General features: G+C 61.7%; 31 protein-coding genes. 13 read left to right on the plus strand and 18 right to left on the minus strand.

Annotated features, from left to right (window positions below; translation table 11 throughout):
* The first annotated feature begins 64 nt into the window (after nucleotides 1–64).
* Genes AB7532_RS15640 through AB7532_RS15650 form a run of 3 tightly spaced genes read left to right on the plus strand, consistent with a single transcriptional unit; the run spans nucleotide 65 to nucleotide 3,864 of the window.
* Nucleotides 65–1,492: a hypothetical protein gene (locus tag AB7532_RS15640; RefSeq protein ID WP_441235668.1), complete on the plus strand. Its 1,428-nt coding sequence runs from the start codon at nucleotides 65–67 to the stop codon at nucleotides 1,490–1,492.
* Nucleotides 1,493–2,095, plus strand: coding sequence for a hypothetical protein (locus AB7532_RS15645; RefSeq protein WP_441235669.1), 603 nt, complete (start codon nucleotides 1,493–1,495; stop codon nucleotides 2,093–2,095). It begins immediately after the preceding gene.
* Nucleotides 2,092–3,864, plus strand: coding sequence for a hypothetical protein (locus AB7532_RS15650; RefSeq protein ID WP_441235670.1), 1,773 nt, complete (start codon nucleotides 2,092–2,094; stop codon nucleotides 3,862–3,864). The genes AB7532_RS15645 and AB7532_RS15650 overlap by 4 nt, the downstream gene beginning before the upstream one ends.
* A gap of 64 nt (nucleotides 3,865–3,928) precedes the next feature.
* Here the strand turns inward: AB7532_RS15650 and AB7532_RS15655 are convergent, their stop codons facing one another.
* The gene (locus AB7532_RS15655) at nucleotides 3,929–4,969 is read right to left on the minus strand and encodes an acyltransferase family protein (RefSeq protein WP_441235671.1); all 1,041 of its coding nucleotides are present in this window, start codon (nucleotides 4,967–4,969) and stop codon (nucleotides 3,929–3,931) included.
* 58 nt (nucleotides 4,970–5,027) lie between these two features.
* On the opposite strand from AB7532_RS15655, the gene AB7532_RS15660 reads away from it, so the two are divergent.
* The 9 genes from AB7532_RS15660 to AB7532_RS15700 all read left to right on the plus strand — a co-directional run bounded on the left by AB7532_RS15660 (nucleotide 5,028) and on the right by AB7532_RS15700 (nucleotide 10,211).
* The gene (locus AB7532_RS15660; RefSeq protein ID WP_441235672.1) at nucleotides 5,028–5,711 is read left to right on the plus strand and encodes a hypothetical protein; all 684 of its coding nucleotides are present in this window, start codon (nucleotides 5,028–5,030) and stop codon (nucleotides 5,709–5,711) included.
* A gap of 3 nt (nucleotides 5,712–5,714) precedes the next feature.
* Nucleotides 5,715–5,942 carry a hypothetical protein gene (locus AB7532_RS15665; RefSeq protein ID WP_441235673.1) on the plus strand — a complete coding sequence of 76 codons (228 nt, stop codon included), beginning with the start codon at nucleotides 5,715–5,717 and terminating at the stop codon, nucleotides 5,940–5,942.
* Nucleotides 5,942–6,325 carry a hypothetical protein gene (locus AB7532_RS15670; RefSeq protein ID WP_441235674.1) on the plus strand — a complete coding sequence of 128 codons (384 nt, stop codon included), beginning with the start codon at nucleotides 5,942–5,944 and terminating at the stop codon, nucleotides 6,323–6,325. The genes AB7532_RS15665 and AB7532_RS15670 overlap by 1 nt, the downstream gene beginning before the upstream one ends.
* Complete coding sequence (locus AB7532_RS15675) at nucleotides 6,322–6,603, plus strand: hypothetical protein (RefSeq protein WP_441235675.1); 282 nt, start codon at nucleotides 6,322–6,324, stop codon at nucleotides 6,601–6,603. The genes AB7532_RS15670 and AB7532_RS15675 overlap by 4 nt, the downstream gene beginning before the upstream one ends.
* A gap of 151 nt (nucleotides 6,604–6,754) precedes the next feature.
* Nucleotides 6,755–7,087 (plus strand): hypothetical protein, encoded by a 333-nt coding sequence (locus AB7532_RS15680; protein WP_441235676.1) that lies wholly within the window; start codon nucleotides 6,755–6,757, stop codon nucleotides 7,085–7,087.
* A gap of 44 nt (nucleotides 7,088–7,131) precedes the next feature.
* Nucleotides 7,132–8,043: a metallophosphoesterase gene (locus AB7532_RS15685; RefSeq protein WP_441235677.1), complete on the plus strand. Its 912-nt coding sequence runs from the start codon at nucleotides 7,132–7,134 to the stop codon at nucleotides 8,041–8,043.
* A gap of 241 nt (nucleotides 8,044–8,284) precedes the next feature.
* Nucleotides 8,285–8,491: a hypothetical protein gene (locus AB7532_RS15690; RefSeq protein ID WP_441235678.1), complete on the plus strand. Its 207-nt coding sequence runs from the start codon at nucleotides 8,285–8,287 to the stop codon at nucleotides 8,489–8,491.
* Nucleotides 8,488–8,775: a DUF6378 domain-containing protein gene (locus AB7532_RS15695; protein WP_441235679.1), complete on the plus strand. Its 288-nt coding sequence runs from the start codon at nucleotides 8,488–8,490 to the stop codon at nucleotides 8,773–8,775. The genes AB7532_RS15690 and AB7532_RS15695 overlap by 4 nt, the downstream gene beginning before the upstream one ends.
* Nucleotides 8,776–8,837: 62 nt before the next feature.
* Nucleotides 8,838–10,211, plus strand: a complete 1,374-nt coding sequence (locus AB7532_RS15700; RefSeq protein ID WP_441235680.1) for a hypothetical protein — start codon at nucleotides 8,838–8,840, stop codon at nucleotides 10,209–10,211.
* Between the two features lie 664 nt (nucleotides 10,212–10,875).
* Here the strand turns inward: AB7532_RS15700 and AB7532_RS15705 are convergent.
* The 8 genes from AB7532_RS15705 to AB7532_RS15740 all read right to left on the minus strand — a co-directional run bounded on the left by AB7532_RS15705 (nucleotide 10,876) and on the right by AB7532_RS15740 (nucleotide 13,539).
* Entirely contained in the window at nucleotides 10,876–11,241 is a 366-nt protein-coding gene (locus tag AB7532_RS15705) for an SLOG family protein (RefSeq protein WP_441235681.1), read from the minus strand.
* Between the two features lie 24 nt (nucleotides 11,242–11,265).
* Nucleotides 11,266–11,634 carry a hypothetical protein gene (locus tag AB7532_RS15710; protein WP_441235682.1) on the minus strand — a complete coding sequence of 123 codons (369 nt, stop codon included), beginning with the start codon at nucleotides 11,632–11,634 and terminating at the stop codon, nucleotides 11,266–11,268.
* An 18-nt stretch (nucleotides 11,635–11,652) separates the two neighbouring features.
* The gene (locus tag AB7532_RS15715) at nucleotides 11,653–11,925 is read right to left on the minus strand and encodes a hypothetical protein (protein WP_441235683.1); all 273 of its coding nucleotides are present in this window, start codon (nucleotides 11,923–11,925) and stop codon (nucleotides 11,653–11,655) included.
* Between the two features lie 30 nt (nucleotides 11,926–11,955).
* Nucleotides 11,956–12,198, minus strand: a complete 243-nt coding sequence (locus AB7532_RS15720; RefSeq protein WP_441235684.1) for a hypothetical protein — start codon at nucleotides 12,196–12,198, stop codon at nucleotides 11,956–11,958.
* Nucleotides 12,199–12,227: 29 nt separating this feature from the next.
* Nucleotides 12,228–12,497 carry an ASCH/PUA domain-containing protein gene (locus AB7532_RS15725; protein WP_441235685.1) on the minus strand — a complete coding sequence of 90 codons (270 nt, stop codon included), beginning with the start codon at nucleotides 12,495–12,497 and terminating at the stop codon, nucleotides 12,228–12,230.
* Nucleotides 12,497–12,871 (minus strand): DUF2493 domain-containing protein, encoded by a 375-nt coding sequence (locus tag AB7532_RS15730; protein WP_441235686.1) that lies wholly within the window; start codon nucleotides 12,869–12,871, stop codon nucleotides 12,497–12,499. Before AB7532_RS15730 ends, AB7532_RS15725 begins: the two co-directional genes overlap by 1 nt.
* Complete coding sequence (locus AB7532_RS15735) at nucleotides 12,871–13,065, minus strand: hypothetical protein (protein ID WP_441235687.1); 195 nt, start codon at nucleotides 13,063–13,065, stop codon at nucleotides 12,871–12,873. Before AB7532_RS15735 ends, AB7532_RS15730 begins: the two co-directional genes overlap by 1 nt.
* Nucleotides 13,066–13,326: 261 nt before the next feature.
* A complete protein-coding gene (locus AB7532_RS15740) occupies nucleotides 13,327–13,539 on the minus strand; it encodes a hypothetical protein (RefSeq protein ID WP_441235688.1) in 213 nt (70 codons plus the stop codon).
* A 466-nt stretch (nucleotides 13,540–14,005) separates the two neighbouring features.
* Between AB7532_RS15740 and AB7532_RS15745 the strand changes: the two genes are divergently transcribed.
* Complete coding sequence (locus AB7532_RS15745; protein WP_441235689.1) at nucleotides 14,006–14,170, plus strand: hypothetical protein; 165 nt, start codon at nucleotides 14,006–14,008, stop codon at nucleotides 14,168–14,170.
* 340 nt (nucleotides 14,171–14,510) lie between these two features.
* Here AB7532_RS15745 and AB7532_RS15750 read toward each other — a convergent pair whose 3' ends face one another.
* The 9 genes from AB7532_RS15750 to lptF form a co-directional block, all read right to left on the minus strand.
* Nucleotides 14,511–14,747 (minus strand): hypothetical protein, encoded by a 237-nt coding sequence (locus tag AB7532_RS15750; RefSeq protein ID WP_441235690.1) that lies wholly within the window; start codon nucleotides 14,745–14,747, stop codon nucleotides 14,511–14,513.
* Nucleotides 14,748–14,814: 67 nt separating this feature from the next.
* Nucleotides 14,815–14,976, minus strand: a complete 162-nt coding sequence (locus tag AB7532_RS15755; protein ID WP_441235691.1) for a Flp family type IVb pilin — start codon at nucleotides 14,974–14,976, stop codon at nucleotides 14,815–14,817.
* Between the two features lie 166 nt (nucleotides 14,977–15,142).
* Nucleotides 15,143–16,201: an alcohol dehydrogenase gene (locus AB7532_RS15760; protein ID WP_441235692.1), complete on the minus strand. Its 1,059-nt coding sequence runs from the start codon at nucleotides 16,199–16,201 to the stop codon at nucleotides 15,143–15,145.
* A gap of 22 nt (nucleotides 16,202–16,223) precedes the next feature.
* Entirely contained in the window at nucleotides 16,224–17,081 is an 858-nt protein-coding gene (rsmA, locus tag AB7532_RS15765) for a 16S rRNA (adenine(1518)-N(6)/adenine(1519)-N(6))-dimethyltransferase RsmA (protein ID WP_441235693.1), read from the minus strand.
* Nucleotides 17,078–18,094: a 4-hydroxythreonine-4-phosphate dehydrogenase PdxA gene (pdxA, locus tag AB7532_RS15770; protein WP_441235694.1), complete on the minus strand. Its 1,017-nt coding sequence runs from the start codon at nucleotides 18,092–18,094 to the stop codon at nucleotides 17,078–17,080. Before pdxA ends, rsmA begins: the two co-directional genes overlap by 4 nt.
* Entirely contained in the window at nucleotides 18,094–19,017 is a 924-nt protein-coding gene (locus AB7532_RS15775; protein WP_441235695.1) for a peptidylprolyl isomerase, read from the minus strand. The genes pdxA and AB7532_RS15775 overlap by 1 nt, the downstream gene beginning before the upstream one ends.
* A 66-nt stretch (nucleotides 19,018–19,083) precedes the next feature.
* Nucleotides 19,084–21,567: an LPS-assembly protein LptD gene (locus AB7532_RS15780; RefSeq protein WP_441235696.1), complete on the minus strand. Its 2,484-nt coding sequence runs from the start codon at nucleotides 21,565–21,567 to the stop codon at nucleotides 19,084–19,086.
* Entirely contained in the window at nucleotides 21,567–22,664 is a 1,098-nt protein-coding gene (gene lptG / locus AB7532_RS15785; RefSeq protein WP_441235697.1) for an LPS export ABC transporter permease LptG, read from the minus strand. The genes AB7532_RS15780 and lptG overlap by 1 nt, the downstream gene beginning before the upstream one ends.
* The gene (lptF, locus tag AB7532_RS15790; RefSeq protein ID WP_441235698.1) at nucleotides 22,661–23,830 is read right to left on the minus strand and encodes an LPS export ABC transporter permease LptF; all 1,170 of its coding nucleotides are present in this window, start codon (nucleotides 23,828–23,830) and stop codon (nucleotides 22,661–22,663) included. Before lptF ends, lptG begins: the two co-directional genes overlap by 4 nt.
* Nucleotides 23,831–24,045 lie beyond the last annotated feature (215 nt).

Consider the following 24,045-nt stretch of genomic DNA (forward strand, 5'->3'; position numbering starts at 1 on the left):
GAGCCAGATCAACGCGAGAATTAGGGCCGTCCACCAGGGCGGCCTTTTCCTTTGAGGACCATCAATGGCCGGACGTTTTATCAACCCGTTTCCTCAGTTCACGGACTCGACGCCCGACGTCTATTCCGGCGGGAAGCTGTATTTCTACGCCACCGGCACCTCGACCCCGCTCAATACCTATACCACGAAGGCGCTTGCGGTCGCCAATCCGAACCCGGTTGTGCTCAATTCGGCTGGCCGCCCAGCCGTCGATATCTTCCTTCAAGACCTCGAATACAAGGTGGTTTTGAAGGATGCCAGCGACAACATCATCTGGACCGCCGACCCGGTCTCTCATCGTGACTCCCTGCTGGTGGCCAAGACCTCGACCGGATCAGGCTCTCCAAATGGGTCCGTGGCGGGTACGGCGGGCTCGTCCAGCGTCCTCCCGGATTTCTATTGGGATTATACCAACTCCGTCCTGTACGTCTGCACGACCACGGGGACGTCATCCACGGCGGTATGGACGGCGATTAACGCGTCAAGCTCAACCCCGGCTGTACCGCCTCCGCAAGGGCGCCTGACGCTGACAAGTTCGACGCCAATCCTCGTCGCCGACGTGACCGCGGCGACGGCAGTCTATTACACACCGTTCGTCGGTAATCTCCTGCCGATCTACAACGGGTCTTCGATGATACCGACCGAATTCTCGGAGTTGACGCTTTCGCTGGTTTCAAGCCATGCAGCGAACGCCATCTACGATGTATTCGTGTTCAGCAATTCGGGCGTGGTGACGATTGCGACCGGCCCCGCATGGTCTACGGCCACGGCCGGCAGCGGCGCGCGCGGTAGTGGAGCCGGCACTACCCAGCTTGCCCGCGTCAAGGGGCTCTGGACCAACGCGGTGTCAATGACCGCTAGGAATGGCTCGACGACATACACGGTTGGTGCCAACCTCGGGACCTATGTCGGTTCTATTTCGATGGACGGGACGAACGGTCAGGTTTCGTGCTTGCCGACTTACGGCCAGTCCAGAAAGTGGGGCGTCTGGAACGCCTACAACCGAAAGAAGGTCGTCCTTCAGGCCGGCGACGCTACGGCATCTTGGACCTACACCACGAACACGGTCAGGCCGTCCAACAACAGCACCGCGAATTCGGTAACTGTCTTCTGCGGGCTGCCGGAGGAAAATGTCGATATTTCCTTTTCGCAAATGGTGCAGGGCGGATCTGGCACCACGAACAACCAGGTGCTGGCGGCGTGGGCTGGTGGCATCGGCTGGAATTCAACGACCGTTATGTCCGGCATCAAGGGCATTGCTCAGGTTCGAATTGATGGCACGTCGGTTGACAACCTGAACAATCACACTTCAACCGCCCAATACTCGCCCGTTCCGTTTATCGGAATCAATGTCGCGACGTGCCTTGAACAGACGACCAACTTGAACAATGCCAGTGTGAGTTGGACCGGCACTATTGCCGGGATGCTCATGCTCGCGAAATGGGACGGCTAGATGCAGTCGTTCCTCGACATCACCCGATTTCGGGCGGCCTCGACAGGGACCGGGAGTTTCGTCGTTTCATCCGCGGTGCAGGGCTACCAAACGCCAGCATCGGCAGGCGCGGTTGATGGCGATACCTACCGCTATCGCGCAGAGAACTTCGACCTTTCGGAATGGGAGGTTGGTTATGGGGTCTACAGCGTCGCAACGCTGACGCTTACCCGCGCGACCGTTCTCTACAATTCGAACGGCACGACATCCGCAGTCAACTTCACCACGCGCCCCCAGGTCGCCGTGGTGGCGTTGGCAAGGGACATTCCGAAGACCATCGACCTTGAGATTACGTCTGGCGTTGCCGTGAACGTGGACAATGACGCCAGTGTGGTCCGCGTCAATCTGACGGCCAGCGGGCCGATGATCTTGAACATGCCGCTATCAACGGACAAGATTTGCGACACCCTTGTTGCAGATTGGAAGGGCGAGGCGGGCACCTACAACATCACGGTCAACCCGAGTGGTTCGGAGAAAATACAGGGGCGGTCCTCGTGGGTCATCGCCTCTGACTACGGCAGCATTTACCTGAGGCGAGTTCCGGGGGTCGGATACGCAATATGAGATATCTCTATAAGGTCGCTCTTTCGGTCGCTTCGGCGGCCTTTTTTATTGTCTCTGCTCAGGCCCAGAACAGCACAGTCACCAACCACGCCTTTGCGATCGGCAAGGGGCCTGGCGTCAGCGGCTACACCTCATTGCTCTGTGGATCGGCCCAGCTCGCTGTTGGCCAGTCTGCGGCCGATCCGATTTGCCGGACGCTCTCCGGTGACGTCACGCTCAACTCGTCCGGCGTCACCGCGATTGGCGCTGGCAAGGTCACAAGCTCGATGCTTGCGAGCGGGGCCGTCCCGGTGTTCGCAAGCCGGGCGGCGGCAGCAGCTCTGGATCTGTCGGCGTTCACCTTCGTCCGCACGATGGCCTATTCATCGTCTGGCTATCTTGGTGGCGCCACATTCAAAAATATCGGCTCGTCACCTGTGGTGGACAGTTTCGTTTCAACGTTCTCAATCACAGGAGGAACTGGCTACACGAATGGCGGCCCGTATTATGGAGCGCTGTTTCAGAATTCTTCGCGACCCTACGTGATCGGAACGGTCACGGTATCTGGCGGCGCGATCACGGCTGTTGACGTCTCTGGTTCGCCGGGCAACCAATGTAAGGTTGGCGAGGTATATCAGTTGATCGGGAGCGCGGCCGATACGAGTTCTCCAGCCAACGGCCTGCCTTCAGGTGGATCTGGTGCGTCGATCACTGTAACCGGCTGCTCTGTTCCTTTGGGGTCGTTCACTGATGTTGTCGGCAACAATTACCAACTTGTCCCAGACCCCTCGGGGGCGAATATCGCGCAGTTTGGCGCTGTTGGTGATTGGAATGGCTCTGACGGCACTGCGACTGACAACTTTGACGCCGCGCAAGCGTGCCTGTGGTCCGCCGGGTTCAAATCGACGCAGTCATACGATGTTGGCGGCTATTGGGGTGGGGCGTGCCTAGTGCCGCAGGGCTCGTTCATGATCTGCGGCGTTAGCACTGCATCATTGATCGTTGCGAATGGCGTTCGTCTGGTTGGGCAGGCAGAGACCGGCTCAACACTGAGCTTCTGCGCCGCAAAATCCGCCGCGACGATCCTTATAGAGTTGGGCGACCCCAATTGGCACTTCGCCTGCTTTATGACGTCGCTGTGGCATCTCGAAGTTCGCTCGTCGTCTGGCACAGGCTACATGGTGCATTCGAATTGTAGCCAGGACTTCGGCGGTGTCTATCAAACCGCGATTTTATCGAACGGCGCGAGCGGTCGCGGGTGCTTGCATTACGAAAAGTCCTACGGAGGCGGCTCATCGTTCACCATCTGGAAGGTTACTTGCGGAGCAACCTCCAACTTCCCGATGGTGAAGCTCGGCAACACCGACGCTTCAGGTCTAAATCTCGGAACTACAGTCATTGATATCAACACGCTGGTCACGGGTGGAAGTTCGTCGGGGCTGCCAGTGCAGGCAGCCCCTGCGCTCCAGATCCTGGGCGGCTGGGTGACGGGTGTGGGTATTCATTGCGAAGGGGCGCCGGCATGTGTTCAGATTGATATATCGGCAACAGCGGCAGGGACGGTTGACCTAAAAAACATTACCGGTGGGAATGGCAACCCAAATCTGACGTGCACTGGCGTCGTACAATTTGGGCCGAATAACTATACTGGCGGCAACAACCAGCTTGGGCAGGTGCAAGCTGCGGCGACATGCACGCATGTAGTTGAAAATGGAATGTCTGGCGGTTCTCACTACAACGACACAATCGTCCAATCCGCCAAGTTCAATCCGAATTACACGTCATACTAAACCCGCCCGAACAACATGAACCCTCCCCCGACGACAATTAGAACGCATCCGGCAAACACGATCCCTAGGAAGACGTCCATCTCAAAACACCCTTTGGCTCTGAATTTACTGAGTCTCGGTCCGGTGTTGAAGTCAGCCAAGCTGAAAGTGGCTTGATGAGGGGCTTTTCCACGAGTGCATGAATGATGCCGGCCACAAGCGTAAGCGCGGCCGGAACAACAAAGAGCGCGATCATCCGCTTCCCGAAAGCGTCGCTGTAATCGATCCCGAAGGCGTTGAGGACCATTTTTCCGGCGTCCTGGTGGATTAGGTAGAGCGGGTAGCTGACGAGGCCAACATAAGCCATCGGCTTTAACACCCGCTGTATAAGGGCCGGTACGCTAAAGAAAGATGCCGCGACGAGCGCGGCGGTGCCGAGCCATAGCACCAAAGACCGGGACAGGGTGATCGGAGCCGATGGCTGAGTGTAGCCGTAGGCCAGCATGACCGCCTCGAACCCGAAGGCAAAGACGATGCCGAGGACGCCCCAAAGAGGCCGGTTACGCAGCTCTGCGACCGCGATCCCGGCAATGAAAAATGAATAGAAGTCCAGTTGCGTCGGTCCTCTGGCGAGCATCATGCTGATAGCGGCATAGGCGCAGACGGCCGGTAGAAGCCAGTTTCGCAGGCCGAGCAACAGGATCGCAAACACCACGACGTAGAATTTGAACTCGACGATCAGCGACCAGTAGGCGTTGTCAGGCAGCAAGTAATCGGAGCCGGGCAGGTTGAGGGTCGGTAGAGCGATCCAGCTATAGAACATCTCGCGCCAAGGCACGAGCCGGCTCTGTTCAATGAGATGCGGCGCTAGGTGCTTGAAGGCGACAGTGATCAGGCTGCAAACGACCAGCGCGGGCATTAGCCGACCGAGGCGTTTTGCGTAAAATTGCCAAGGCGTCTTGGCGCTCGCTGCGCTGATGGTGATGCAATAGCCGCTGATCGCGAAGAACAGGACCACGCCGTAATAGCCGGTCTTGAAAATGCTGATTGAGCAGAAGTGGTACAGCACAACCCACAAGACGGCGAACGCGCGCAAATAGTCGATCGCCGGAGACCTTTGTTCCATAAGCCGCGCTCCCTGCCCGGCTGATCCAATACCACCACAAACCCAGAATGAGCAACCCATGGTAGACCTTAACGCCCTGACGGCGGCGAACGCGAAGCGCTGGGCAAATGCCAAGCTGACCCGTGGGGCCGAGGCGCGGAGCATTGCCGCCCGGCTCTATAAGGCCAAGGCCCGTTATCAGGCCGTAGAGCGGGATACGGGCGTCCCGTGGGCTGCTATCGCAGTAATCCATGAGCGGGAATCCTCGCAGGACTGGCGGGCCTCTCTCGCTCAGGGCGACCCATGGAATAAGGTCTCCGTCCACGTTCCGGCTGGACGAGGCCCGTTCGATAGCTGGGAGGCCGCCGCGATCGATGCGCTAGTCAAGTGCCCGCCTTTTCTCGCTCGGCACAAGGACTGGTCGATTGCCGCCGCCCTGACTGCGCTGGAGACCTACAACGGCATCGGCTACGCGGCCCGTGGTGTGTCATCGCCTTATCTCTGGGCCGGCACAGACCAATATCGCGCCGGGAAATACGTCCGTGATGGCGTCTATGACCCAGGCAAGGTCGATCCGCAAATGGGCTGCGCGGCCCTCTTTGTAGCGCTGATGGCGCTGGACCCGACCGTCACCTTCACGGGCGCCAAGATCACGCCGGCCGCTCCCGCAACGCCAGCCCAGCCCTCCGTCACCAATCCGACTCCGGGCTCTCTCGGCGCGTTCATCGCATCCATTTTCACCGCCATCTTCAACAGGAAGTAGACCATGTGGGACAAAGTGAAATCCGCCGCTCTGTGGGTCTGGAACTGGATCACGGTTCTGGTGGCGACCATCATGGGTCTTATGTCAACCGCCGTGCAATACCTCGACCAAATCACCGGGCTCGATTGGTCTCAGGTCGTGTCGAAAGAGCGCGCGGTCGCGGTTGTGTTCTGGACGGGCGTACTGAAGGCGATCGTTGCGGCTTACCAGGCACAGAAAGCCAAGACCTGATGTGGCTTTCAATCATCAGTTTTCTCGGCGGACCGGTCATCAAAGGCCTGATCGACGCCTACAACGCCAAGCTCAAAGCCGGCAACGTCGATAATCGAATTGCTGCTGATCTGGCAGCCGGAGAGATCGCGGCGCAGACGGCGGAGGCGCAAGAGCAGACGAAGCTCAAGATTGCAGAGATCGGGCACCCTTGGGAGCCGGAGAAGTTGGCGTTCTATATCGTGCTCGTCTTCTTCGCCAAGTGCGTCATCTGGGACACTGTGTTGGGCCTCGGCAGCACGCCTGCATTGAAGGGCGATGTCAGCATTTGGGCCGGGCTGGTGATGTCCTTCTATTTCGGCAAGCGCACGTTCGAAAACGTCGCTCGGATCATCAAGCGATGAACCAGGACGAGATCAGGGCCGTCATTCACGAAGTGCTTGCCGAGCAAAGGCAGGACCAAGACCAAGTCGCGCTCAGGACAATGGCGGTGATCCTGTCAGCGTTCGGAATCGAGGACGAAGACAGGAAGGAAATCCGGGCCGATTTCACCCACCTCCGGAAGTGGCGCAAGAGCGTCGAGCAAGCCCAGAGTTACACGTTCAAGGCGGTAATTACCGTGATTGCTACGGGCTTCGTCGGGGCTGTCTGGCTCGGCATCAAGACGGCGCTCGGCAAATGATCCTCCTTGTTGGGCTTCTCCTTGCAGCTCAGCCGGTAGACATCGATTGCAGCAAGGTCCGCTGGTACGCCCGGTACATGAGCCAAGCGGAGATGATCCGGCTGGCGAAGTCGTGGGGATATTCTGACGCCGATATTGAAAAGGGGAAGAAGTGCTTAAAGCGATGATGGCCCTCACGGGCCTTTTTCTTTGCGGGGCAGCGCTCGCAAAGGATGACGGACGCTACGCCAACTCCCCGAACAAGAAATGGTTCTCGGAGCAAAAGAACGAAGCCGGCATGTCCTGCTGCGACGAAGCGGACGGCCACATCTACGAGGGTGACTACAAGATCAATCCTGACGGCTCGGTCGAGGCGGAAGGTCACAAGATCGAAGCATACAAGGTCTTGAAGACGCACAACCCGACAGGCAAGGCGGTCTGGTGGTACATTGAGAACGGCTACGGCAGAACGACGTATTGCTTCTCTCCGGGGTCGCTTACCTGATGGGCAGCACTAACCGCACGGAGCGCTGCTCTGATGAGCAGTTCATGGCGTTGTTCAAGCGCTACGGAGCAACCGGAGTAGCAGAGAGACTGAAGATCAACGAGCGCAGTGTCTACAAGCGCCGCTCCAACCTGGAGAGAGCAGGAGCCATCATCGGGGCGCCCAGTTCTCAATATGTCGAGTATCCCGGCAGGCATCGCCTCGACATCAAGAACGGCTCCGTTCTAATCGGCTCGGACCTCCACATCTGGCCCGGCAAGGAATCGACGTGCCTCCGCGCCTTCAAAAAGCTGTGCAAGGACATCCAGCCAAGCGCGGTCATATTGAACGGTGACGTGATGGACTTCCCGCGGATCAGCCGGCATCCCCAGAATTGGGAGAAGGCGCCAGATCCACAGGAGGAGATCGAGGCTGCGCAAGATCACCTCAACGACGTGGTTCAAGCCTGCAAGCGTGGGACGCAAAAGGTCTGGACGCTGGGCAATCACGACGCCCGCTTCGAGTCCATGATCGCCAACTCTCTTCCGCAGTATAGAGGCGTGAAGGGCGTTCATCTCTCCGACCACTTCGCGGTCTGGCAAAAAGCCATGTCCTGCTTCATCAACGAGGGCGTTGATGGTGGCGCCACGATGGTCAAGCATCGCTACAAGGGCGGCATGAATGCGACGCGGGCGAACACGCTCAATGCCGGCGTCTCGATGGTCACGGGGCATCTTCACTGCCAGAACGTTCGACCTGTTTCTGACTACGGTCGGTTTGATCGTTATGGCGTTGATACTGGCTGCGTGGCTGACAAAGAGCATCGCGCTTTCTCGTACACAGAGGACGCGCCGCTCGACTGGCGATCGGGCTTCGCGGTCCTGACCTATCGCGAGGGCCGGTTGATGTACCCGGAGCTTGTGACCAAATGGGACGATAAGCACGTGCAGTTCAGGGGGGCGCTGATCCGTGTCTAAGAAATCCGAATACTACCAGGTCACAGACGGGGAATGGATCAGAGTCCCAAAGCGCGGGTACAAGGAGCAGTGCTGCGACTGTGGCTTAATTCACAAGCTCAACTTCAAGGTTGACGAACAGGGCCGCATCTTCGTTCAGACCTTCCGCGATCCGCGCGCGACGGGTGGGGCGAGAACGAGATTTCGTGAAGAATAGCCTAGTTTTATAGGTGTTTCGAGAGTTTTGTGATAGAGTGATTTCATGGTCCCTTGCATCCACTATGTCGGCTTTCGCGACGACCGTTACTGGAACGCTTACCGCGTCTTCGGCGGGCCTCGCGTGTTTCATCGCTGGTGGGACCAGCGGGCTAAACGAGAGATCGCGGACTGCGACACGGTGATCTTCGCAGACGGGGAATGGACGCAAGAGCCACGTAAGTTCAACGCGCCGGATTTGGACGAAGAATGAACGCCTCCGACATCGCCAAGAAGGCCGCCGACCTCGTCAGCGGAGACCGCGCTCAAGCCCACGGCGATATGGCGGATAACTTCGGTCGCTGCGCCGATCTGTGGTCTGCCTATCTCGGAAAGCGCTTGGACGTCGAACTAACCGCAGTAGACGTCGGCAACATGATGGCGCTTCTCAAGATCGCCAGAACGCAGACCGGCGAAGTGAACGCAGACGATTTCGTTGACGGCGCTGGATACCTCGCCTGTGCTGGCGAGATCGCACTGAAGCAGTACCGCCGTTAATCCACCCCACAACCCGCCCTGACACAGCGCCCCAAGAGGGCGCTTTTTGCTTTGGAGACCTCATGTCATTTGGAAGGCTCGGTACTTTGGGGCGCGGATTCGGCCGGCTTGGTGGCCTTGGAGGAGCGAGTGGTCCCCGCGGCCAGAAGATCGTTCCTGACACGGCCAACAGCTTCTATGTCATGGCCTCGACGAGCCGTGGCGCGGCGCTGGCCTATCATTTTATCCGCAATTCGGGTGGGTCTGCGGGAACGGACGTCGGCACGCCATGGCAGCCGTGGCGGCTATCGGGCGTGTTCGAGTTCGCCAACATCAACAAAAACCCCTTGTCAGACACGCCGATCTATACCTGGGTGGACGACACGGGAGCGCAGAATTACGCCGTGCAGCTCGGCGCCAAGTTCGCCGGCTCTTACCATGGTGGCGAGACGACCAGCGCACAGACCGTCAAGCTCGACGGCGCGAATGCGGACCCGACCGTTGCCTCTGCGGTCGGCTCATCCGTCACGATCGCCCACACCTCGACCGTCTCGGACGGCACGAACAGCTACACCGTTGACTTCAGCCTGACGATCAACACGGACGGCTCTGTCACCTCGACGATGAACTCGATCTCGTCCGCCGCGACCTTCGGGAAGTGGTATGTCGGCATGGTGATCGCGGCTCAGGCCTATGACGAGGCGTGGGTCAACTTCTCCGGCGCGCTCACCGGCACGCAATACAAGGTGCCGGTTTCGGTCGGCACGCAGACCTATGGCCGGACCTATCTCGCCGCGGCCGACACGGTCAAGATGCGGAAGTCCTCGGACGGCCGGATCATCCGCGTGGTCTCGAACGCGCCCAGCATTGCCGGATACCGCCGCACATCGATCGTGCGCGACACGGGCCTGAACCGCTCCAAGCTCTATTACGAGTTCACGGGCGGCGTTCCCGGCACCAAGACTGGCATTACCTGGACCAACTATTACGAGACCGGAGCGGCCGGCGCGACGACGTTCGCCTCCAACCTGCTCACCAACGGCGATTTCCCTGCGAATATCTCGGGCTGGACCACGAACCAGAATCCCGGCGGCGTGGCGTGGAACAGCGGCAAGCTCCGGCAGACCCGCAGCGCGGAAACCCGCACCATCCAGGGCGCCAGCGTCACCATCAACGTTCCGTACCTCATGGCAGGCGAGGACACGTTTACGGGCGCGAGCTACCTCGATCCGGGCTCGCTGGCGTTCAGCAACAACTCGAACGGCTCGCTCTCGTCTCCGGTCGCTGACTACGGCACCGTGCCCTTCGACCAGAACGGCTACAACGCCCACATTGTCGTGCCGACCGCCACCGCGACGCGCTACGTGATGATGCAGCTTCCCGCTCAGACCGGCGGCAGCAGTGTCAGCGACACGGCCGACTGGGACAACATGTCTCTCATCCAGATCGGGCAGTAAGCGCCCGGATCATCGCGATCCGCGCGTGCATGTCCGGACCTCTTCCTTCCGCAGCCAGTATCAGCGCCTCTACGGCGGTCTGCCAGTGGGGCAGGGACTGTTCGCGCTTGGGAAGGGCGAGGATATGATCGGCGGCGTCCTGGAGCGTTCGCAGGGCCTTTCCGGAGGGCAGGGAGATGGGGTCGTCTAACGCGCGGGACCATGTCATTCCTTGGCGCGCCGCTGTCTGGCGAACGTCCTCGCTGCCTCCAGCGCCTGTTCGCTCGTCATGGTCTCAGGGCGTAGCCGGCGGGACGGTTCATCGTCGTAATAAAACCATGTCGGTTCTTGGCCTGGAACTTCGACCTTGTAACTCCCGGTCTTCGGAACCACCTCTGGCGTCTTGCTGATCTTTACTCGGTCCATCCCGCATGATTCCGCGGGCGGGGAGGGCGGTCAAGCGGGCTCTTCCTCCGTTAGATCCGGCGCATTGAACTGGCGCGGTTCCTGCTGCCAATCCCCCTCAGCAAAGATCACCACGTCGTCAGGAGCGATCTCGCGAGCTGCGCGCCGATCCCACCAACGATGAAACACGCGAGGGCCACCGAAAACCCGGAAAGCATTCCAGTAGCGGTCGTCTCGGAAGCCCACATAGTGCACGTGCCTCATTGGAGATTTCTCAGGGTCACCGAGCATGTGCCCGGACGCGTACAACCGGCACGCCGGCCGCGTCGGATTGCTTGATCATGTTTGCCGTTCCCTTCCCGCCGGGGAAGGCGATCACGATATGCGGCTTTCCAACCTCAAGCATCTTCCGATTCCGGATCGGTCCAGCAGTGTTTCCATGCGCGCCCCAGTCCGCTGGGTAGGCGTTGCATAGAACGTCGCGCTCTAGAGCCCAGTCCGCCGCCAGCGCATCAGCGCCCCGCGCTGCCCCGTGGATGAGGCAAACAATCGGGTTCGCCATGTGGGCGACGTCGAGCACGCGGAATAGCTGTTCGCGGTCGTCATAGTCCCTGCCGCCGCAAACCAAAACCCTCTGTTCCATCATTCCCTCACTTGCGCTGCTTGCCCATCAATAAAACTGAGGCGCGGGCGGCATTTCCACCCAATGGGTGAACCATTCGACGGGGCTGTATCCGTCGCCTCTGAAGACGAATCCTGGGCGGTGCGAGGAGATTATCCCCGTCGTCCAACATTGAGCGGCCTTCGGCGCATCAGCGCCGATAAACCAGAGCAAGAGGCGCTCATCCAGCGGTGGGGGTGTATTGGCATCGATCGGCTCGCACTGCGCACTGGCTTTCGCTGCGACACCTATCATCGTTGAGAGGGCGAATGCTGCCGTTTTCATCACATCGATAGTTTTGGATTCGTCCAAGCGGCCTCCGTCAACACGAGGAGGATTCTGAAGTTCTTCGATTAGGCTCATTGGTTCGTTTGCCATGTCATCCTCGATGTTCGCTTAGGACCGCTCAGGCGGGTTCATGATGACGATCGGGCCGGGGATCTTCATCGCCTCAATAGTCGCCAGTTGCTTGATCACGTAGTCTCGCTGGCGTCGCATCGGCTCGACAGACATATTGAAGCGCCTCCAAGCCTCCCTGATCTCGTCCTCCTCGTCCGGCCCGGCATAGTGCCTGAGGCGATCGATCCTCTCCCGCACCTTCGTTTCCTCTTCGGCGATGCGCCGGTCAAGATCGGCAATCAGTTCGTGGGCCGGGCTCAAATCAGTCATCTTTCCCTCTCTGCTCACCACCACCGAACCCTATTCGTAGCTCGACGACATATCCTCGTCGAGCGCATCGGCCGGCGACATGCCATCTTCGTGAAACGAATACCAGCACTCCGCTCCTGTGAGTTGCCAGAGCGAGCCGCGTCCATAGGGCGACTCTCGCTTGGCGTGCTCGGCATCGAGATCGGTCATGAACTTCTCGAACGCTTCACGAGCTTCCGGTTTGAGCTTAGCCAGAAGGTCGAGGTCAGCGGGGAATCTCTCGTTCGGCTGCATTGTCGTCTCCTAGGTGTGATGGTGATCGGTCAGAAGGGCTCAAGGCCCATAATTACATAGCCGGGGCTCAGTCCAAACGTTGCCGCGCATCCCGCATCAGGTCGATGGTCGAGCATGTAGACGACCTTGCGAGTGATTTCGCGACCGCTATATGCCTTTGTCTCCGGGTCGAACTCTTGAAGATGCAGCACATCTCCTCGTTGGAACTGGCGGTCATTTTTGCGGAGTTCAAAAGTCTTTTCGCACTCGACAAGCGCTGCGAAAAATTCCGGCCACGTTTTAAGATAATGCCGCACCATCAATGCTCTCCATTCGAGACCGCGCGCGTGACCTTTACCACGGGCACGCCGGCCGCCTCAGCTCTAGTGATCATGTCGTCCGTGCCTTTCCCGCCTGGAAAGGCAATGACGATGTGCGGCTTACCGCTGTTCAACATCTGTTGGTTGCGGAGAGGGCCAGCCTTGCGGCCCTCGTGAGCCCAGTCAGCAGGATAGGCGATCGCGTGGATGCCCCTCTGCTTAGCCCAGTCCGCCGCCAGCGCATCAGCGCCCCGCGCTGCCCCGTGGATCAAAGCCACAATCGGATTGGCAGCGTGCGCCGCGTCGAGCACGGCATTGAGAGACAGCGCGTCGCTGTAATCCCGTCCGCCGCAAACCAAAACTCGCTGTTCCATTATTCTCCTACCCGATGACCTTGCCGAAGTTGGCGTGCGCGGCTGTTGGCAACGGCTGCCACAGCCTCCCACATGATCGCCTGAAACTCTGCTGGCCATCCCACGATCTCGCGATCCAGGGCGCGGACGGCCAATTCGGCGCGGGCTGTGATCTTCTCGGCGAGGTCGATGGACTTCTCGATGTGGCTGGTCATGACTGCCCCTGTCGTAGGGCGGGTGCGACCTCGCCCTCATCCTGCATTTCGTAGGCAGATGGGCAGGCATCGCACGCGATCATCACAACCTCGTCCCCGACCTTATCGGGGCCGATAATCTCGCCGTATCCGCCGTTGCAGCAGTTGTTCCCGCACTTGCCGCAAACAACCATCCGGCCGCACGACTGGCAGTCGTCCCAAAAGTGCCCGTTGTGCTTCCAGCCGTTCATTGGATGGGTCATCACTTGCCCCTGCACAGCGTCACTGACTGACGGATTTCTTGAGGTCGTCGAGCCGACCGAGTTCGCGCTGGATGTTCGACGCGAGCTGGCGCTTCTGCTCCAGGTCATCGGACTTCGCGTAGTTCTCCGTCATCTCCAGCAGGTTGTGGCAGGCGCGGCCGATGGCGGTCTCCGCGCCGTGCGCCATCGCCAGCTTCTTCAGCATGGATCGGGGTTCGGTGAAGTCGGTCATGGGGTGATCTCCTTATTGAGCCGCTCGTGGCATTTGGTCGGGCAGCATTTGCTACAGACGTCACTCTCGCAAGGGTGATCGCCCTGGGTTGCTTCGCAGCCGCCGTAGAAGCGCTGGATGGCCAGTCCCTCCTTGTCCTTGCCATGTAGCCGCATCCAACGCCCGCATTCGCCGCATTGAAGGCGTGGGTTCTGCGACCCGATGTCGAGCGCGCGGGATGCCATGGCCTCACCTCCCTTTCGGGAGGGGAGGGAGGTTGAGTTCTTTCAGGGTCTCCTCGGAGGGCCGGCACTTGGTGAGGCTGACTGAGATCCCGGAGTAGTTGCCGTCGATGTGGAGGTGGGCCTGGGTCCTTGCGATCTTCCATTCTTTGGTCATTTCGCTCTCCCCGTGTTGACGATGTAAGTGATATCGCTTATTCTGCGGCTCGTCAATAAGCGATATCGCTTTTGTGGGGATTATTTTCATGGGCCGACCTCCGATGCAGGTGCGACCGACGCTGGTCCGGCTGACAGAAGATGCGCTGGATAGGATCGACGCCATCGCGGGGCCGAACAAGCGAGCGGAGTTCATCCGTGAGGCAGTCGAGCGCGAGCTGAAGCGGCGCGAGAAGGGCGCGAACGCCAAGTGAACATGGCTGTGTCAGCGTTGTGTCAGTCGAGGCGCCGGTTCCTGCATCGTTCCGGCGCTGTACTGCCGCTTCTTGCCGTTCCATTTCCGCAGCTCCTTGTTTCATTGAGCTTTTTGTTCTCGTAGCCGTGAACTTTGTTCTGGGCCGGAGAACTACGGAATTTCGAAACGGCTTCGAAATATGCCGCGGGCCTCTGTTCACGAGAGTGAACATAAGACGCGGTTGGATTGGACTAGCGTTGCGGCTGCCGAGCGACGGCCCCGTCCACTCGGCCCGAAGGACCGCCGGCCTTCACCCACACCACGCCGCCAAGGCCGGCGGGTCCGAGGGGCGCAGGTGGTTATCCGAGACGGATCTGGCGGTCGGCCGACAGGCGTCTTTGCGCCGCCAGCTTGCGCCAAGTGTCGATCGCCTTGTTGGCGAGCATCAGCTGCCGGCGCTCACCGGTCCTGAGCTGGGCTTCGATGGCATCGAGCAGGACGTTCGCGGTCTCGTCGGGAGGACCGAGCTCGCCGCTCTTCTCCAGACAGCTCCAGGCGATGAAGAATGCGCTTTCGACGGTGCAGCGAATGGACATGCGCTGGCAACGCGGCGCGACCGACGCCGTTCCGCGCCAGCGATGTGCTTCACGCGGGAGTTCTGCGTTATTTCAGCGAGGAGCTGATCGAGCCGAACTTGCCTTTCAGCGACGAGCCGAGATTGTTGATCACGGCGATGATCGCAAGCGCGATGCCGGCGGCGATCAGGCCGTACTCGATCGCGGTGGCGCCGGATTCGTCGGCCAGAAAGCGGCGGATGGTCTGCATGGTCTCACCAGAATTCCAGAAGAGAATGTTGGTGAGGACTATAGTTCGCGCCTAACCTGTTCCCCTATTTGGAACCGGGGCTTACGTCAACTCCGGGTTAATTGCGCCGGCGAAAGCGAAACGGCGAGACGCATGTCTCGCCGCCAGGCCTTCAGATTTTCTTGCGTCAGTTCTTCAGCACGATGCGGCCGACGACCTTGCCGGCGCGCAGCTCCTCGATCCATTTCTGCACATCGCCCATCGGTTCCTCGCGCATCGGCGTCGGCTTGATCTTGCCGGCGCGGGCCAGCGCCATCAGCTCCTGCGCTTCGGCGAGCGTGCCGACCATGAAGCCTTCGACGGTGAGGCGCTTGTAGACCCACTGCACCATCGGCAGCGTGAACTGGCCGCCCATCAGGCCGGAGACCACGACCTTGCCGCCGCGCGCGGCAACCGCCACCGCGAACGCCATCGATTTCTCGTTGCCGGCGAAATCGACGACCTCGTCGAAGCCGCCTTCGGTCTCCTTCAGGATGCGCTTGATCACATCCGGCTCGGACGGATCGTAGGCGTTGGCTGCACCGTTCTTCAGCGCGGTCTCGCGCGCGGCGCTGCTGAGATCGGCAACCGTGATCGGCTGCTTGAACATGGCTTGTGCGAACGACAGGCCCATCATGCCGACGCCGCCGAGACCGATCAGCAGGATGTTGCGCTGGCGCGGACGGTCGACCAGGCGCTTGAGCGCGCCGTAGGCGGTGACGCCGGAGCACATCAGCGTCGCGGCCTGGTTGACGGGCAGGGGATCGTAGTCGAGCAGATATTTCGCGTCGGGCACCAGCACGTGGGTGGCGAAGCCGCCGTCGATGGAGACGCCGAGGAAGCGCTGCTTGGCGCAGAGGTTCTCGTCGCCATTGGCGCAGTCGCGGCACTGGCCGCAGCCGATCCACGGGAATACCGCCTTCTTCGTGCCGACGAGGCTCGCCGCGACGTCCGCGCCGACTTCGTCGACGACGCCCGCGATCTCATGGCCGAGCGTGAAGGGCAGCGTCATGCCGCGCGTGGTGTCGAGCTTCTTGCCGCCGCCGAGATCGGCATAGCCGTCCTGGATGTGCAGGTCGGAATGGCAGAGGCCGCAACGCTCGATGCGCACCAGCACCTCGCGTCCTTGCGGCTTGGGCGTGTCGACGATGGTCTCGCACAAGGGCGCATCGAACTTGACCAGCGACTGCCGACGCATCAACGCCATATTCCTTCCTCCGAAATTCTCGTTATCCAGCCTTGCTGCGTATATCCGCCAATTCACGCGCCATGGCAACAAAGCCGGAAATCGGGATCGTCTCCGCGCGCCGCGTCGGATCGACGCCGGCGGCTGCCGCAAGCCGCGCGGGATCGACGCCCAGCGATTTCAGGCTCTGCCGCAGCATTTTGCGGCGCTGGCCGAAGGCGGCGGCTGCGACCTGCTCGAGCAGTTTTCGGTCGCAGGCGAGCGGCTCTGCGCGCGGCACGAGGCGCACGACGGAGGAGGTGACTTTCGGGGGCGGCACGAAGGCCGACGGCGCAATGTCGAACAGGATTTTCGTCTCACAGCGCCAGTTGGCGAGCACGCCGAGACGGCCATAGGCCTCCTCGTCCTCGCGTGCGACGATGCGCTCGCCGACCTCGCGCTGAAACATCAGCACCATCATGTCGTACCAGGGCGGCCACGGCTCGGTGGTGAGCCAGCCGACCAGCAAATGGGTCGCGATGTTGTAGGGCAGGTTCGCGACGATCTTCGCGCGCTCGCCCGAGAGCAGCGGCCGCGGGTCGAAGGTCATGGCATCGCCATGCACGATATCGAGACGGCCGGGATAGCGCGCGGAAATATCCTGAAGCGCCGGGATCGCGCGCTCGTCATGCTCGATGGCGATGACGCGCCTGGCGCCGAGCGCGAGCAGCGCGCGCGTCAGCCCGCCCGGGCCGGGGCCGATCTCGACGATGGTGGAGTCCTCGAGCGGCGCGGCGGCCCGCGCGATGCGCGCGGTGAGATTGAGGTCGAGGAGAAAGTTCTGACCGAGCGATTTGCGGGCCGACAGCGCGTGCTGGCGAATGACCTCGCGCAGCGGCGGGAGGTCGTCGATCGCGCTCATTCGCTTTTTGCAGCCGCCATGCGGCTGGCAAGCTTGAGCGCCGCGATCAGGCTCGCCGGATTGGCCTTAGCCGTGCCTGCGATGTCGAAGGCGGTGCCGTGATCCGGCGAGGTGCGGATGAAGGGCAGGCCGAGCGTGACGTTGACGGCGTCGTCGAAGGCGACGGTCTTGATCGGGATCAGCGCCTGGTCGTGATACATGCAGACCGCGCAATCATAGGTGCTGCGCGCGGCCTCGTGGAACATGGTGTCGGCGGGCAACGGGCCTCTGACGTCGATGCCGTCGCTGCGCAATGCCTTGAGAGCCGGCGCGATTACCGTCTGCTCCTCGTGGCCGAGCGAGCCGTCCTCGCCCGCATGCGGGTTGAGGCCGGAGATCGCGATGCGCGGCCTGGCGATGCCGAAGCGGGATTTGAGCTCGCCTGCGACGATGCGCGCGGTCGAGACGATCAGCTCGCTGCTGAGCTGGGCCAGCGCATCGCGCAACGAGACGTGGATCGTCACCGGCACCACGGCGAGCCGCGGCGACCACAGCATCATGACCGGCTGCGGTACGCGGCCGCCGTCTGCGGCGAGCTCGGCGAGAAACTCGGTATGGCCGGGATGGCGGAAGCCTGCACGGTAGAGCACGCTCTTGGCGATCGGATTGGTGACGACGGCGCTGGCTCGGCCCGCGCGGACATCGGCGACCGCCTGCCGGATCGAGGCGAGCGCCGCCGGCGCGCTGGATGTATCAGGCGTGCCGGGCCCGGCCGTCGCGCGCTCGCCGGTCGCAACGACGGGCAGGGCGTCGGTGAAGGCGGCCTCGGCCTCGCCGGCAGTTACGGAAGCGATGCGAATGTCGGCGCCGAGTGCTTTGGCACGGCTCGCGATCGAGGCCTCGTCGCCGAGCAAATAGAAGGCCGGGAGGTTCAGCTCGCGGCGCCGGAGCCAGGCTGCGATCGTGATGTCCGGGCCGATGCCGGCCGGCTCTCCCAGCGTCAGGGCGAGGGGCTTTGTCGCGTCGTTGGCCATCAGCGGTTGCGGTATTCGATCATCGCCGCCTTGCGGAGGTCGTCGAGATAGGCCTTCTGGGTCTTCTCGTACTTCTCCTGATACATCTTCTCGCGGACTTCGCGCTTCTTCGGCGTGTCGATCATGGTCGGCTTGCGCGAGCACAGCACCACCATCTCGATGCCCGACTTGGTCACCTCGGGCGCGGTCAAATGACCGATCGCGGTGTCGTCGAGCACCTTGCGAAGCGCCTCCGGCAGCTCCGCGGTGGTCTTGGTGACGCTCTCGCGGATGGTGGCATTCGGCGTCGAGCGGAACAGCGAATTGGCTTCCTCGCAGCTGCCGACGCGGGCGCGATATTGCTCGGCCTCCTTCATGCGCGTCTCCTGGAAGGCCGGCGACGAGCCACGCGGCACGATCAGCACGATCGGCTGCATCTTGTACTCGGTGCCCTCGATCTGGAGCTTGTCGCCGACGGCCTGGGCGACGTCGCGCTCGCCGACCATCAGCTTCTCCTTGAAGCGGCCGCGCACGAGGCTGGTCCAGACCATCTCGGCCTTCATGCGGCCCTTCAGGGTCTCGGGGCGCACGCCCTTGACCTCGAGCGACTTGGTCAACTGGTCCGGCGTGATGCGCATGCGCTGCGCCATGCCCTCGTAGGACTGGTTGATGTCGGAGACGCCGGGATCGACGCCGTACTTCTTGCCTTCCTTGAGCTTCACCTTGTCTTCGATCAGCTCGTTGATGACCTGTTCCCGGGTCGGGGTCTTCTGCGTCGTCAGCGTGTCCAGCTTGGAGCGCTGCTCGATGTCGAAATCGGTGATCGGATCGCCGTTGACCATGACGACGATGTTCTGCGCGCGCGACGGCGCGGGCAGGCCGGTCAGGATCAGCCCGGCACCGATGGCGAGGAGGAGGCGGAACACAGGCAATTGGGTCGTCATGATTATCGCTCGCATGTCAGCCGAAATGAGCCAGCGATCGGGAACGCGGCCGTCACTTCAGATGGTTCATTGCAGGCCGGAAGTGCTGGACCCCGACGAGGTCGCCAGCGTGCGCAGGCCGATCTGGAACATGAACGCGTGGCTCAGCACGGGCGGTGTCGAGCCCGCAGAATAGCTATACGAAGTTACATAGTTCGCCGCCAGCACGAAGCAATCGTCGACATAGCCGGCGCCCAGCACATACTGGTTGATCTTGTTGGCCTCGAGATCCCAGCGCGCCGAGCCAGTCACCACCCAGTTGGTCGCGACCTTGATCGAGCCCGAGGTCAGGATGCCCGAGCGGCGCGTCAGATAGCCGAGTTCCGGCTGCGGTGCGTAATTGCCGTACATCATGCTGACCGACCAGCGATTGAAGTTGGCGCGGCCTTCCGCCTCGAAGCGCTGCACGTTCCAGGTCTGCTCGTCCATGCGGGAGCGAACGCTGAACGTGTAGGTGCTGTTGGGCGAATAGGCGGCGCTCGCCACGTAATCCGAGCGCGGCTTGTCGAGGCCGGAATCGAGGCCCGTATTGATCGAGTCCTGGACCGCGTAGGAGTTCATGCCGAACAGCTGGTAGGACTGACCGAACAGCACCTTGACGGCGCCGCCCCGGTCGAACTGCGTGGTGGACTGCACGCCGACATTGGCGCGGCCGCCGCCCTCGACGCGGTCGTAGCCGGAGAACTTGTCGACGCTGAACAGGTTCGAGGCGTCGAACACCATGCTCTGGGCATCCTCGTTGGGAAGCTTGCCGGCATAGGTCTCGTTCGGCCGGATGATGATCTGCGCGATCGGCTCGATGGTGGTCGAGCCCCAGGGCTGAATGTTGATGAAGGGATAGCGGTATTCGAGGCCCACGGTCGGCATCAGGCGGAAGGCCTGGGTGTCACCGACGGGCAGGTAGTTCGACACGCCGGGCTGGTTGGAGATCGAGGAATTGATCGCGTCGGCGCGGAGGCTGGCGAACGGCGTCCAGATCTGGCCGAACGGGTCGGTGAAGGATTTGCGCCATTGCGCTTCCGCCGTGAGGCGGGTGTAGGTTCCGGGCATGCCGCGCAGCAGGCACTGCGACGGCGTGCGCGCGAGCGGATCGGCCGATGCCGTCGTGCACAGGCTGTTGGTGTTGGCGAGCGTGGTGATCGGATCGAACACCGCCGCGTCACGCGACAGGTTCAGGAAGTTGGTCTTGTAGCTGAACTCGCCGCCGAACACCGGATAGTTCAGCACGTTCGCGTAGTCGATCACGGGGTAGACGACCGGCACCTGGCTCTGGTTGCCCGAGAAGCTCAGCCAGTACATCGTGCGCGCGTCGAAGAAGCTGCGATTGCCGACGCCGGTCAGATAGAGCTGCGACAGCGCGTCGGTCGGCAGGTTCAGGAACGAGCCGAGCGGGTCGCGGTACTGCGCGAGGCGATAGTCCGACATGAAATAATAGTCGGAGAGCAGGACGCCGTCCCAGCCCCAGACCCATTTGTCGTTCAGCGCGAATTGGCCCTTGGTCTCGACGCCGCCGCGGAACTGGCGGTCGCCGGGGAGCCCAACGAACTGGCTGGGGTCGAGCTGGTCGATGCCGTAGACGCGGATCTGGTAGGCGCCGTCCATCAGGCGCTGGCGGAACTCGGCCTGGAACAGCACGCCCTGCTTGGAGGTGATGCGCGGGCTGAAGGTCGCGTCCATGTCGGGCGCGATCGCCCAGTAGAACGGAACTTCGACGCCGTAGCCGAACGCGGTGTAGGAGGTAAAGCCCGGCATCAGGAAGCCGGTCTTGCGCTTCACGGTCGGATCGGGCGTCGAGAAATAGGGCATGTAGGCGATCGGCACGCCGAAAAACTCGAGCGAGGCCGTCTCGAAATACAGCATCTTCTCCTGCTGGTCGTGGATGATGCGGGCACCCTTGACCTGCCAGAGCGGCGGCTTCTTCGGATCGTCCTTACACGGCGCGCAGGCCGTGTAGACGCCGTTCTCGAACACCGTGTAGTTGCCATTGGAGCGGTCGGCGCGGCTCGCGGCCATGCGGGTCTGGTCGGCGGTGTCGACGCGCAGCGAATCGACGAAACCGTCGCGGTAGTCGTCGGAGAGATCCATGATCTCGGCATAGGTGATCTTGCCGTCGGCATCCGTCATGCGGATGTTGCCTTCGGCATGCAGCCGCTTGGTCTTCTGGTCGTAGATGACCTTGTCGGCCTCGACGCTGGTGCCGTTGTAGAACAGCTGGACGTTACCGACCGCGGAGACGCGGGAGTTGTTGTAGTCGTAATCGACCTCGGTCGCCTGAACCAGCATCTGGTTGTCGTTGGCGACCTTCGGCGGCTTCGGACGCGGCGGCAGCGGATTGTAGGTGAAGCTCTGGGCGGAGGCGGGGGCCACGAGGGCAACGTCCATCAGCCCGCCGAGCGATGCCACCGCGGCAGCAGCCAGCAGGAACCTGCGAACGGACAAGCCGACCCCGTTCGCGCGCATCACCATGCGGCGCGTCAAACGAGACACACGTCCTCGATGGACGGCAGTCACTAACCGTCCTCCTGGTACAACAAGGCCAAAAAGCCGGTGAGGCCGCCCACCACCACGGGCAACCACGCCGCAGCGATCGGATGCATCAACTCAGCCTTGCTCAAGTCTTCAGTCACTTTCGACAAAACGTAGAGCAGAAAGCCTGCGCCCACGCCACTCAAAACCATTCTCTGCACGCCGCCCATCCGGAAGAAACGCAACGACACGGAAGCCGCGAGCATCACCATGGCGGCCAGCAAAAACGGCTGTGCCAGGAGCTTGTGATACTGGAGTCGATAGCCGGCTGTCGCGAAGCCCGAGCTTTCGGAGGAGCGGATGTAGCTCGGTAGTTGCCAAAAGGACACAGTCTCGGGTGTGGAAAAGCTGTTGCGGACCTGGGCCTCGGTCAGCGTCGTCGGAATCTCCAACGTCACCTGGTCGATCGGCGGCGAATCCAGCGAGTAGCGCCGGACGGTCTTGAACAGCCAGTGACCGGCCTCGAGCGTGGCCTCGCGCGCCTCGATCCGCTCCTTGAAATGCCAGTCCGTATCGAATCGGAACAGGGTCAGCCCGGTCAGCCGCACACCCTGCTGCTCGCTGCGCGCCGCGTTGATGATGACCTGGCCGTCATTGGTGACCTGATTGAGCCAGAAGCCGGAGGCGTCCTGGATGCCGCCACCGGGCGCCGAGCCGAACAGCTCCGCTTCCATGCGCTTCGAGAGCTCACGCAAATTCGCCGACATCGGATTGTAGGCGACGGTGGCGATCACCCCGATCAGCAGCGCGCTGCCGAGCGCCGGCGAGATGAACTGCCAGGCCGAGATGCCGGCGGCGCGCGCGACCACGAGCTCGAGCCGGCGGGAGAGGGCGAGATAGCAGGTCATGGCGCCGATCAGCATGCAGAACGGCGTCAGCTTCTCCAGCAGCTGCGGCACCCGGAACAGCGAGGTCTCGGCCACCATGATCGCGGAGGCGGATGCGAGGCCGGAGGTTTTGCGCACCATCTCGATGTAGTCGACCAGCACCAGCAGCAGGAAGATGCTGGCGAACACGCCGAGTGCTGCGACCACGAAGCGGCCGGCGAAATAGCGCCCGAGTGTGTTGGTGAGCATGCTCATGCGGTGGCCGGCCGTCCGAACAGCCGCGCGATGCGCGCGTTCGATTTGTTGATGGCCTCCATGACACGGGCCGGCGGCTCGACCACGATCCCGCCGATGATCATCCACAGCCCGACGCCGATGGCGCCGAACACCATCGCATATTGAAACAGCACCGGGCCGGGCGACTTCACCGACATCACCGAGCAGGCAAAGCCGGCCATGCGCAGGCCGAACACGGCGATCACCGAGCCGCCGATCGAGAAGTTGCGGCTCTGGCGGGTGGTGCGCGGGGCGCCGAGGAAGGCGAAGGTCAGCACGGCGAAGGCGAACGGATAGATCGGCGCCAGCAGGCTGTCATGCAGGGCCGAGCGGAACTGCCCGGGAATCTGCTTGTAGACCGGGTCCTCCTCGGACGGCGCGAACAGCTCCCAGAGATAGCGCTCGCGGATGCCGAGGGTGACGTCACGGCCCTGGTTGCCGAACTTCGACATGTCGAAGCCGTAGCGGCCGAACGCCACCAGCGCGGGATCGCGCTTGCCGGCTTCGAAGCGCTGCAGATTGCCGTCCTTCAGCACCAGGAAAGAGCCGTTCTCGTTCTTCACGACCTCGCCATGCTCGGCCACGATCGAGACGCGCTCGTTCTGGTCGCGGCGGTCGTCGATGAAGATGCCGGCGAGGATGCCGCCGGGCTGGCGCTCGCGAATGCGGATCGTGAGATTTTTGTCGAGCTGGGCAAAGCGGCCCGGCTGGAGGATGTTGGTGAGCACGTCGGCGGTGATCTCCGCGTCCCACTGCTTGATCCGGCGCATGCCGTCGGGGGCGAGATAGGCCGCGACGAAGGCGACCAGCAGCGCCACCACGCAGGTGGCGTAGAAGAACGGATAGAACAGCCGGAACGGCGAGAAGCCGGCGGCATTCATCACGATGATCTCGGAATCGGTCGCGAGCTTGTTCAGCGTGTGCGAGATCGCGATCATCAGCGCGATCGGCGAGATGATCAGGACGAGGGCAGGCACGACGAGGCTGGTGATGCCGAGGAAGGTCAGGATGGTCTGACCCTGGCTCGTCATCAGGTCGATGCCGCGCAACGCCTGCGTAATCCAGATCACGCCGGTGAGGCTGACCAAGACGAGCGCAAACGACGCCAGCGTCGTGCGGAAGATATACCTATCGATTGACCCCATGCGCTACCGCACGAATCCCCACCAACACCCCAAATCCGGCTGGAATTTCGGCTGTCCAACCAATCCCCGCGAGGGGATCCCCAAGGTCGGCCAGCCATCACTTCCGGCGGTTTACTCTCTCACTACCATCCCTTTGATCCGTCAACAAAATGGCCGCCCCGTGGCACCCTCAATATATGGTTGATATTTCCCTCGTTGTGGCCTCCCGGCCACGG

This window comes from Bradyrhizobium sp. 930_D9_N1_4, assembly GCF_052076015.1.
GTDB lineage: Bacteria > Pseudomonadota > Alphaproteobacteria > Rhizobiales > Xanthobacteraceae > Bradyrhizobium.

What these genes read in the sequence shown, in the direction of transcription:
- AB7532_RS15640 (WP_441235668.1), top strand. Translation starts at nt 65, where the DNA reads ATGGCCGGACGTTTTATCAACCCGTTTCCTCAGTTCACGGACTCGACG.
- AB7532_RS15645 (WP_441235669.1), top strand. Translation starts at nt 1,493, where the DNA reads ATGCAGTCGTTCCTCGACATCACCCGATTTCGGGCGGCCTCGACAGGG.
- AB7532_RS15650 (WP_441235670.1), top strand. Translation starts at nt 2,092, where the DNA reads ATGAGATATCTCTATAAGGTCGCTCTTTCGGTCGCTTCGGCGGCCTTT.
- AB7532_RS15655 (WP_441235671.1), bottom strand. Translation starts at nt 4,969, where the DNA reads ATGGAACAAAGGTCTCCGGCGATCGACTATTTGCGCGCGTTCGCCGTC.
- AB7532_RS15660 (WP_441235672.1), top strand. Translation starts at nt 5,028, where the DNA reads ATGGTAGACCTTAACGCCCTGACGGCGGCGAACGCGAAGCGCTGGGCA.
- AB7532_RS15665 (WP_441235673.1), top strand. Translation starts at nt 5,715, where the DNA reads ATGTGGGACAAAGTGAAATCCGCCGCTCTGTGGGTCTGGAACTGGATC.
- AB7532_RS15670 (WP_441235674.1), top strand. Translation starts at nt 5,942, where the DNA reads ATGTGGCTTTCAATCATCAGTTTTCTCGGCGGACCGGTCATCAAAGGC.
- AB7532_RS15675 (WP_441235675.1), top strand. Translation starts at nt 6,322, where the DNA reads ATGAACCAGGACGAGATCAGGGCCGTCATTCACGAAGTGCTTGCCGAG.
- AB7532_RS15685 (WP_441235677.1), top strand. Translation starts at nt 7,132, where the DNA reads ATGGCGTTGTTCAAGCGCTACGGAGCAACCGGAGTAGCAGAGAGACTG.
- AB7532_RS15690 (WP_441235678.1), top strand. Translation starts at nt 8,285, where the DNA reads ATGGTCCCTTGCATCCACTATGTCGGCTTTCGCGACGACCGTTACTGG.
- AB7532_RS15695 (WP_441235679.1), top strand. Translation starts at nt 8,488, where the DNA reads ATGAACGCCTCCGACATCGCCAAGAAGGCCGCCGACCTCGTCAGCGGA.
- AB7532_RS15700 (WP_441235680.1), top strand. Translation starts at nt 8,838, where the DNA reads ATGTCATTTGGAAGGCTCGGTACTTTGGGGCGCGGATTCGGCCGGCTT.
- AB7532_RS15705 (WP_441235681.1), bottom strand. Translation starts at nt 11,241, where the DNA reads ATGATGGAACAGAGGGTTTTGGTTTGCGGCGGCAGGGACTATGACGAC.
- AB7532_RS15710 (WP_441235682.1), bottom strand. Translation starts at nt 11,634, where the DNA reads ATGGCAAACGAACCAATGAGCCTAATCGAAGAACTTCAGAATCCTCCT.
- AB7532_RS15715 (WP_441235683.1), bottom strand. Translation starts at nt 11,925, where the DNA reads ATGACTGATTTGAGCCCGGCCCACGAACTGATTGCCGATCTTGACCGG.
- AB7532_RS15720 (WP_441235684.1), bottom strand. Translation starts at nt 12,198, where the DNA reads ATGCAGCCGAACGAGAGATTCCCCGCTGACCTCGACCTTCTGGCTAAG.
- AB7532_RS15725 (WP_441235685.1), bottom strand. Translation starts at nt 12,497, where the DNA reads ATGGTGCGGCATTATCTTAAAACGTGGCCGGAATTTTTCGCAGCGCTT.
- AB7532_RS15730 (WP_441235686.1), bottom strand. Translation starts at nt 12,871, where the DNA reads ATGGAACAGCGAGTTTTGGTTTGCGGCGGACGGGATTACAGCGACGCG.
- AB7532_RS15735 (WP_441235687.1), bottom strand. Translation starts at nt 13,065, where the DNA reads ATGACCAGCCACATCGAGAAGTCCATCGACCTCGCCGAGAAGATCACA.
- AB7532_RS15740 (WP_441235688.1), bottom strand. Translation starts at nt 13,539, where the DNA reads ATGACCGACTTCACCGAACCCCGATCCATGCTGAAGAAGCTGGCGATG.
- AB7532_RS15745 (WP_441235689.1), top strand. Translation starts at nt 14,006, where the DNA reads ATGGGCCGACCTCCGATGCAGGTGCGACCGACGCTGGTCCGGCTGACA.
- AB7532_RS15750 (WP_441235690.1), bottom strand. Translation starts at nt 14,747, where the DNA reads ATGTCCATTCGCTGCACCGTCGAAAGCGCATTCTTCATCGCCTGGAGC.
- AB7532_RS15755 (WP_441235691.1), bottom strand. Translation starts at nt 14,976, where the DNA reads ATGCAGACCATCCGCCGCTTTCTGGCCGACGAATCCGGCGCCACCGCG.
- AB7532_RS15760 (WP_441235692.1), bottom strand. Translation starts at nt 16,201, where the DNA reads ATGGCGTTGATGCGTCGGCAGTCGCTGGTCAAGTTCGATGCGCCCTTG.
- rsmA (WP_441235693.1), bottom strand. Translation starts at nt 17,081, where the DNA reads ATGAGCGCGATCGACGACCTCCCGCCGCTGCGCGAGGTCATTCGCCAG.
- pdxA (WP_441235694.1), bottom strand. Translation starts at nt 18,094, where the DNA reads ATGGCCAACGACGCGACAAAGCCCCTCGCCCTGACGCTGGGAGAGCCG.
- AB7532_RS15775 (WP_441235695.1), bottom strand. Translation starts at nt 19,017, where the DNA reads ATGACGACCCAATTGCCTGTGTTCCGCCTCCTCCTCGCCATCGGTGCC.
- lptG (WP_441235697.1), bottom strand. Translation starts at nt 22,664, where the DNA reads ATGAGCATGCTCACCAACACACTCGGGCGCTATTTCGCCGGCCGCTTC.
- lptF (WP_441235698.1), bottom strand. Translation starts at nt 23,830, where the DNA reads ATGGGGTCAATCGATAGGTATATCTTCCGCACGACGCTGGCGTCGTTT.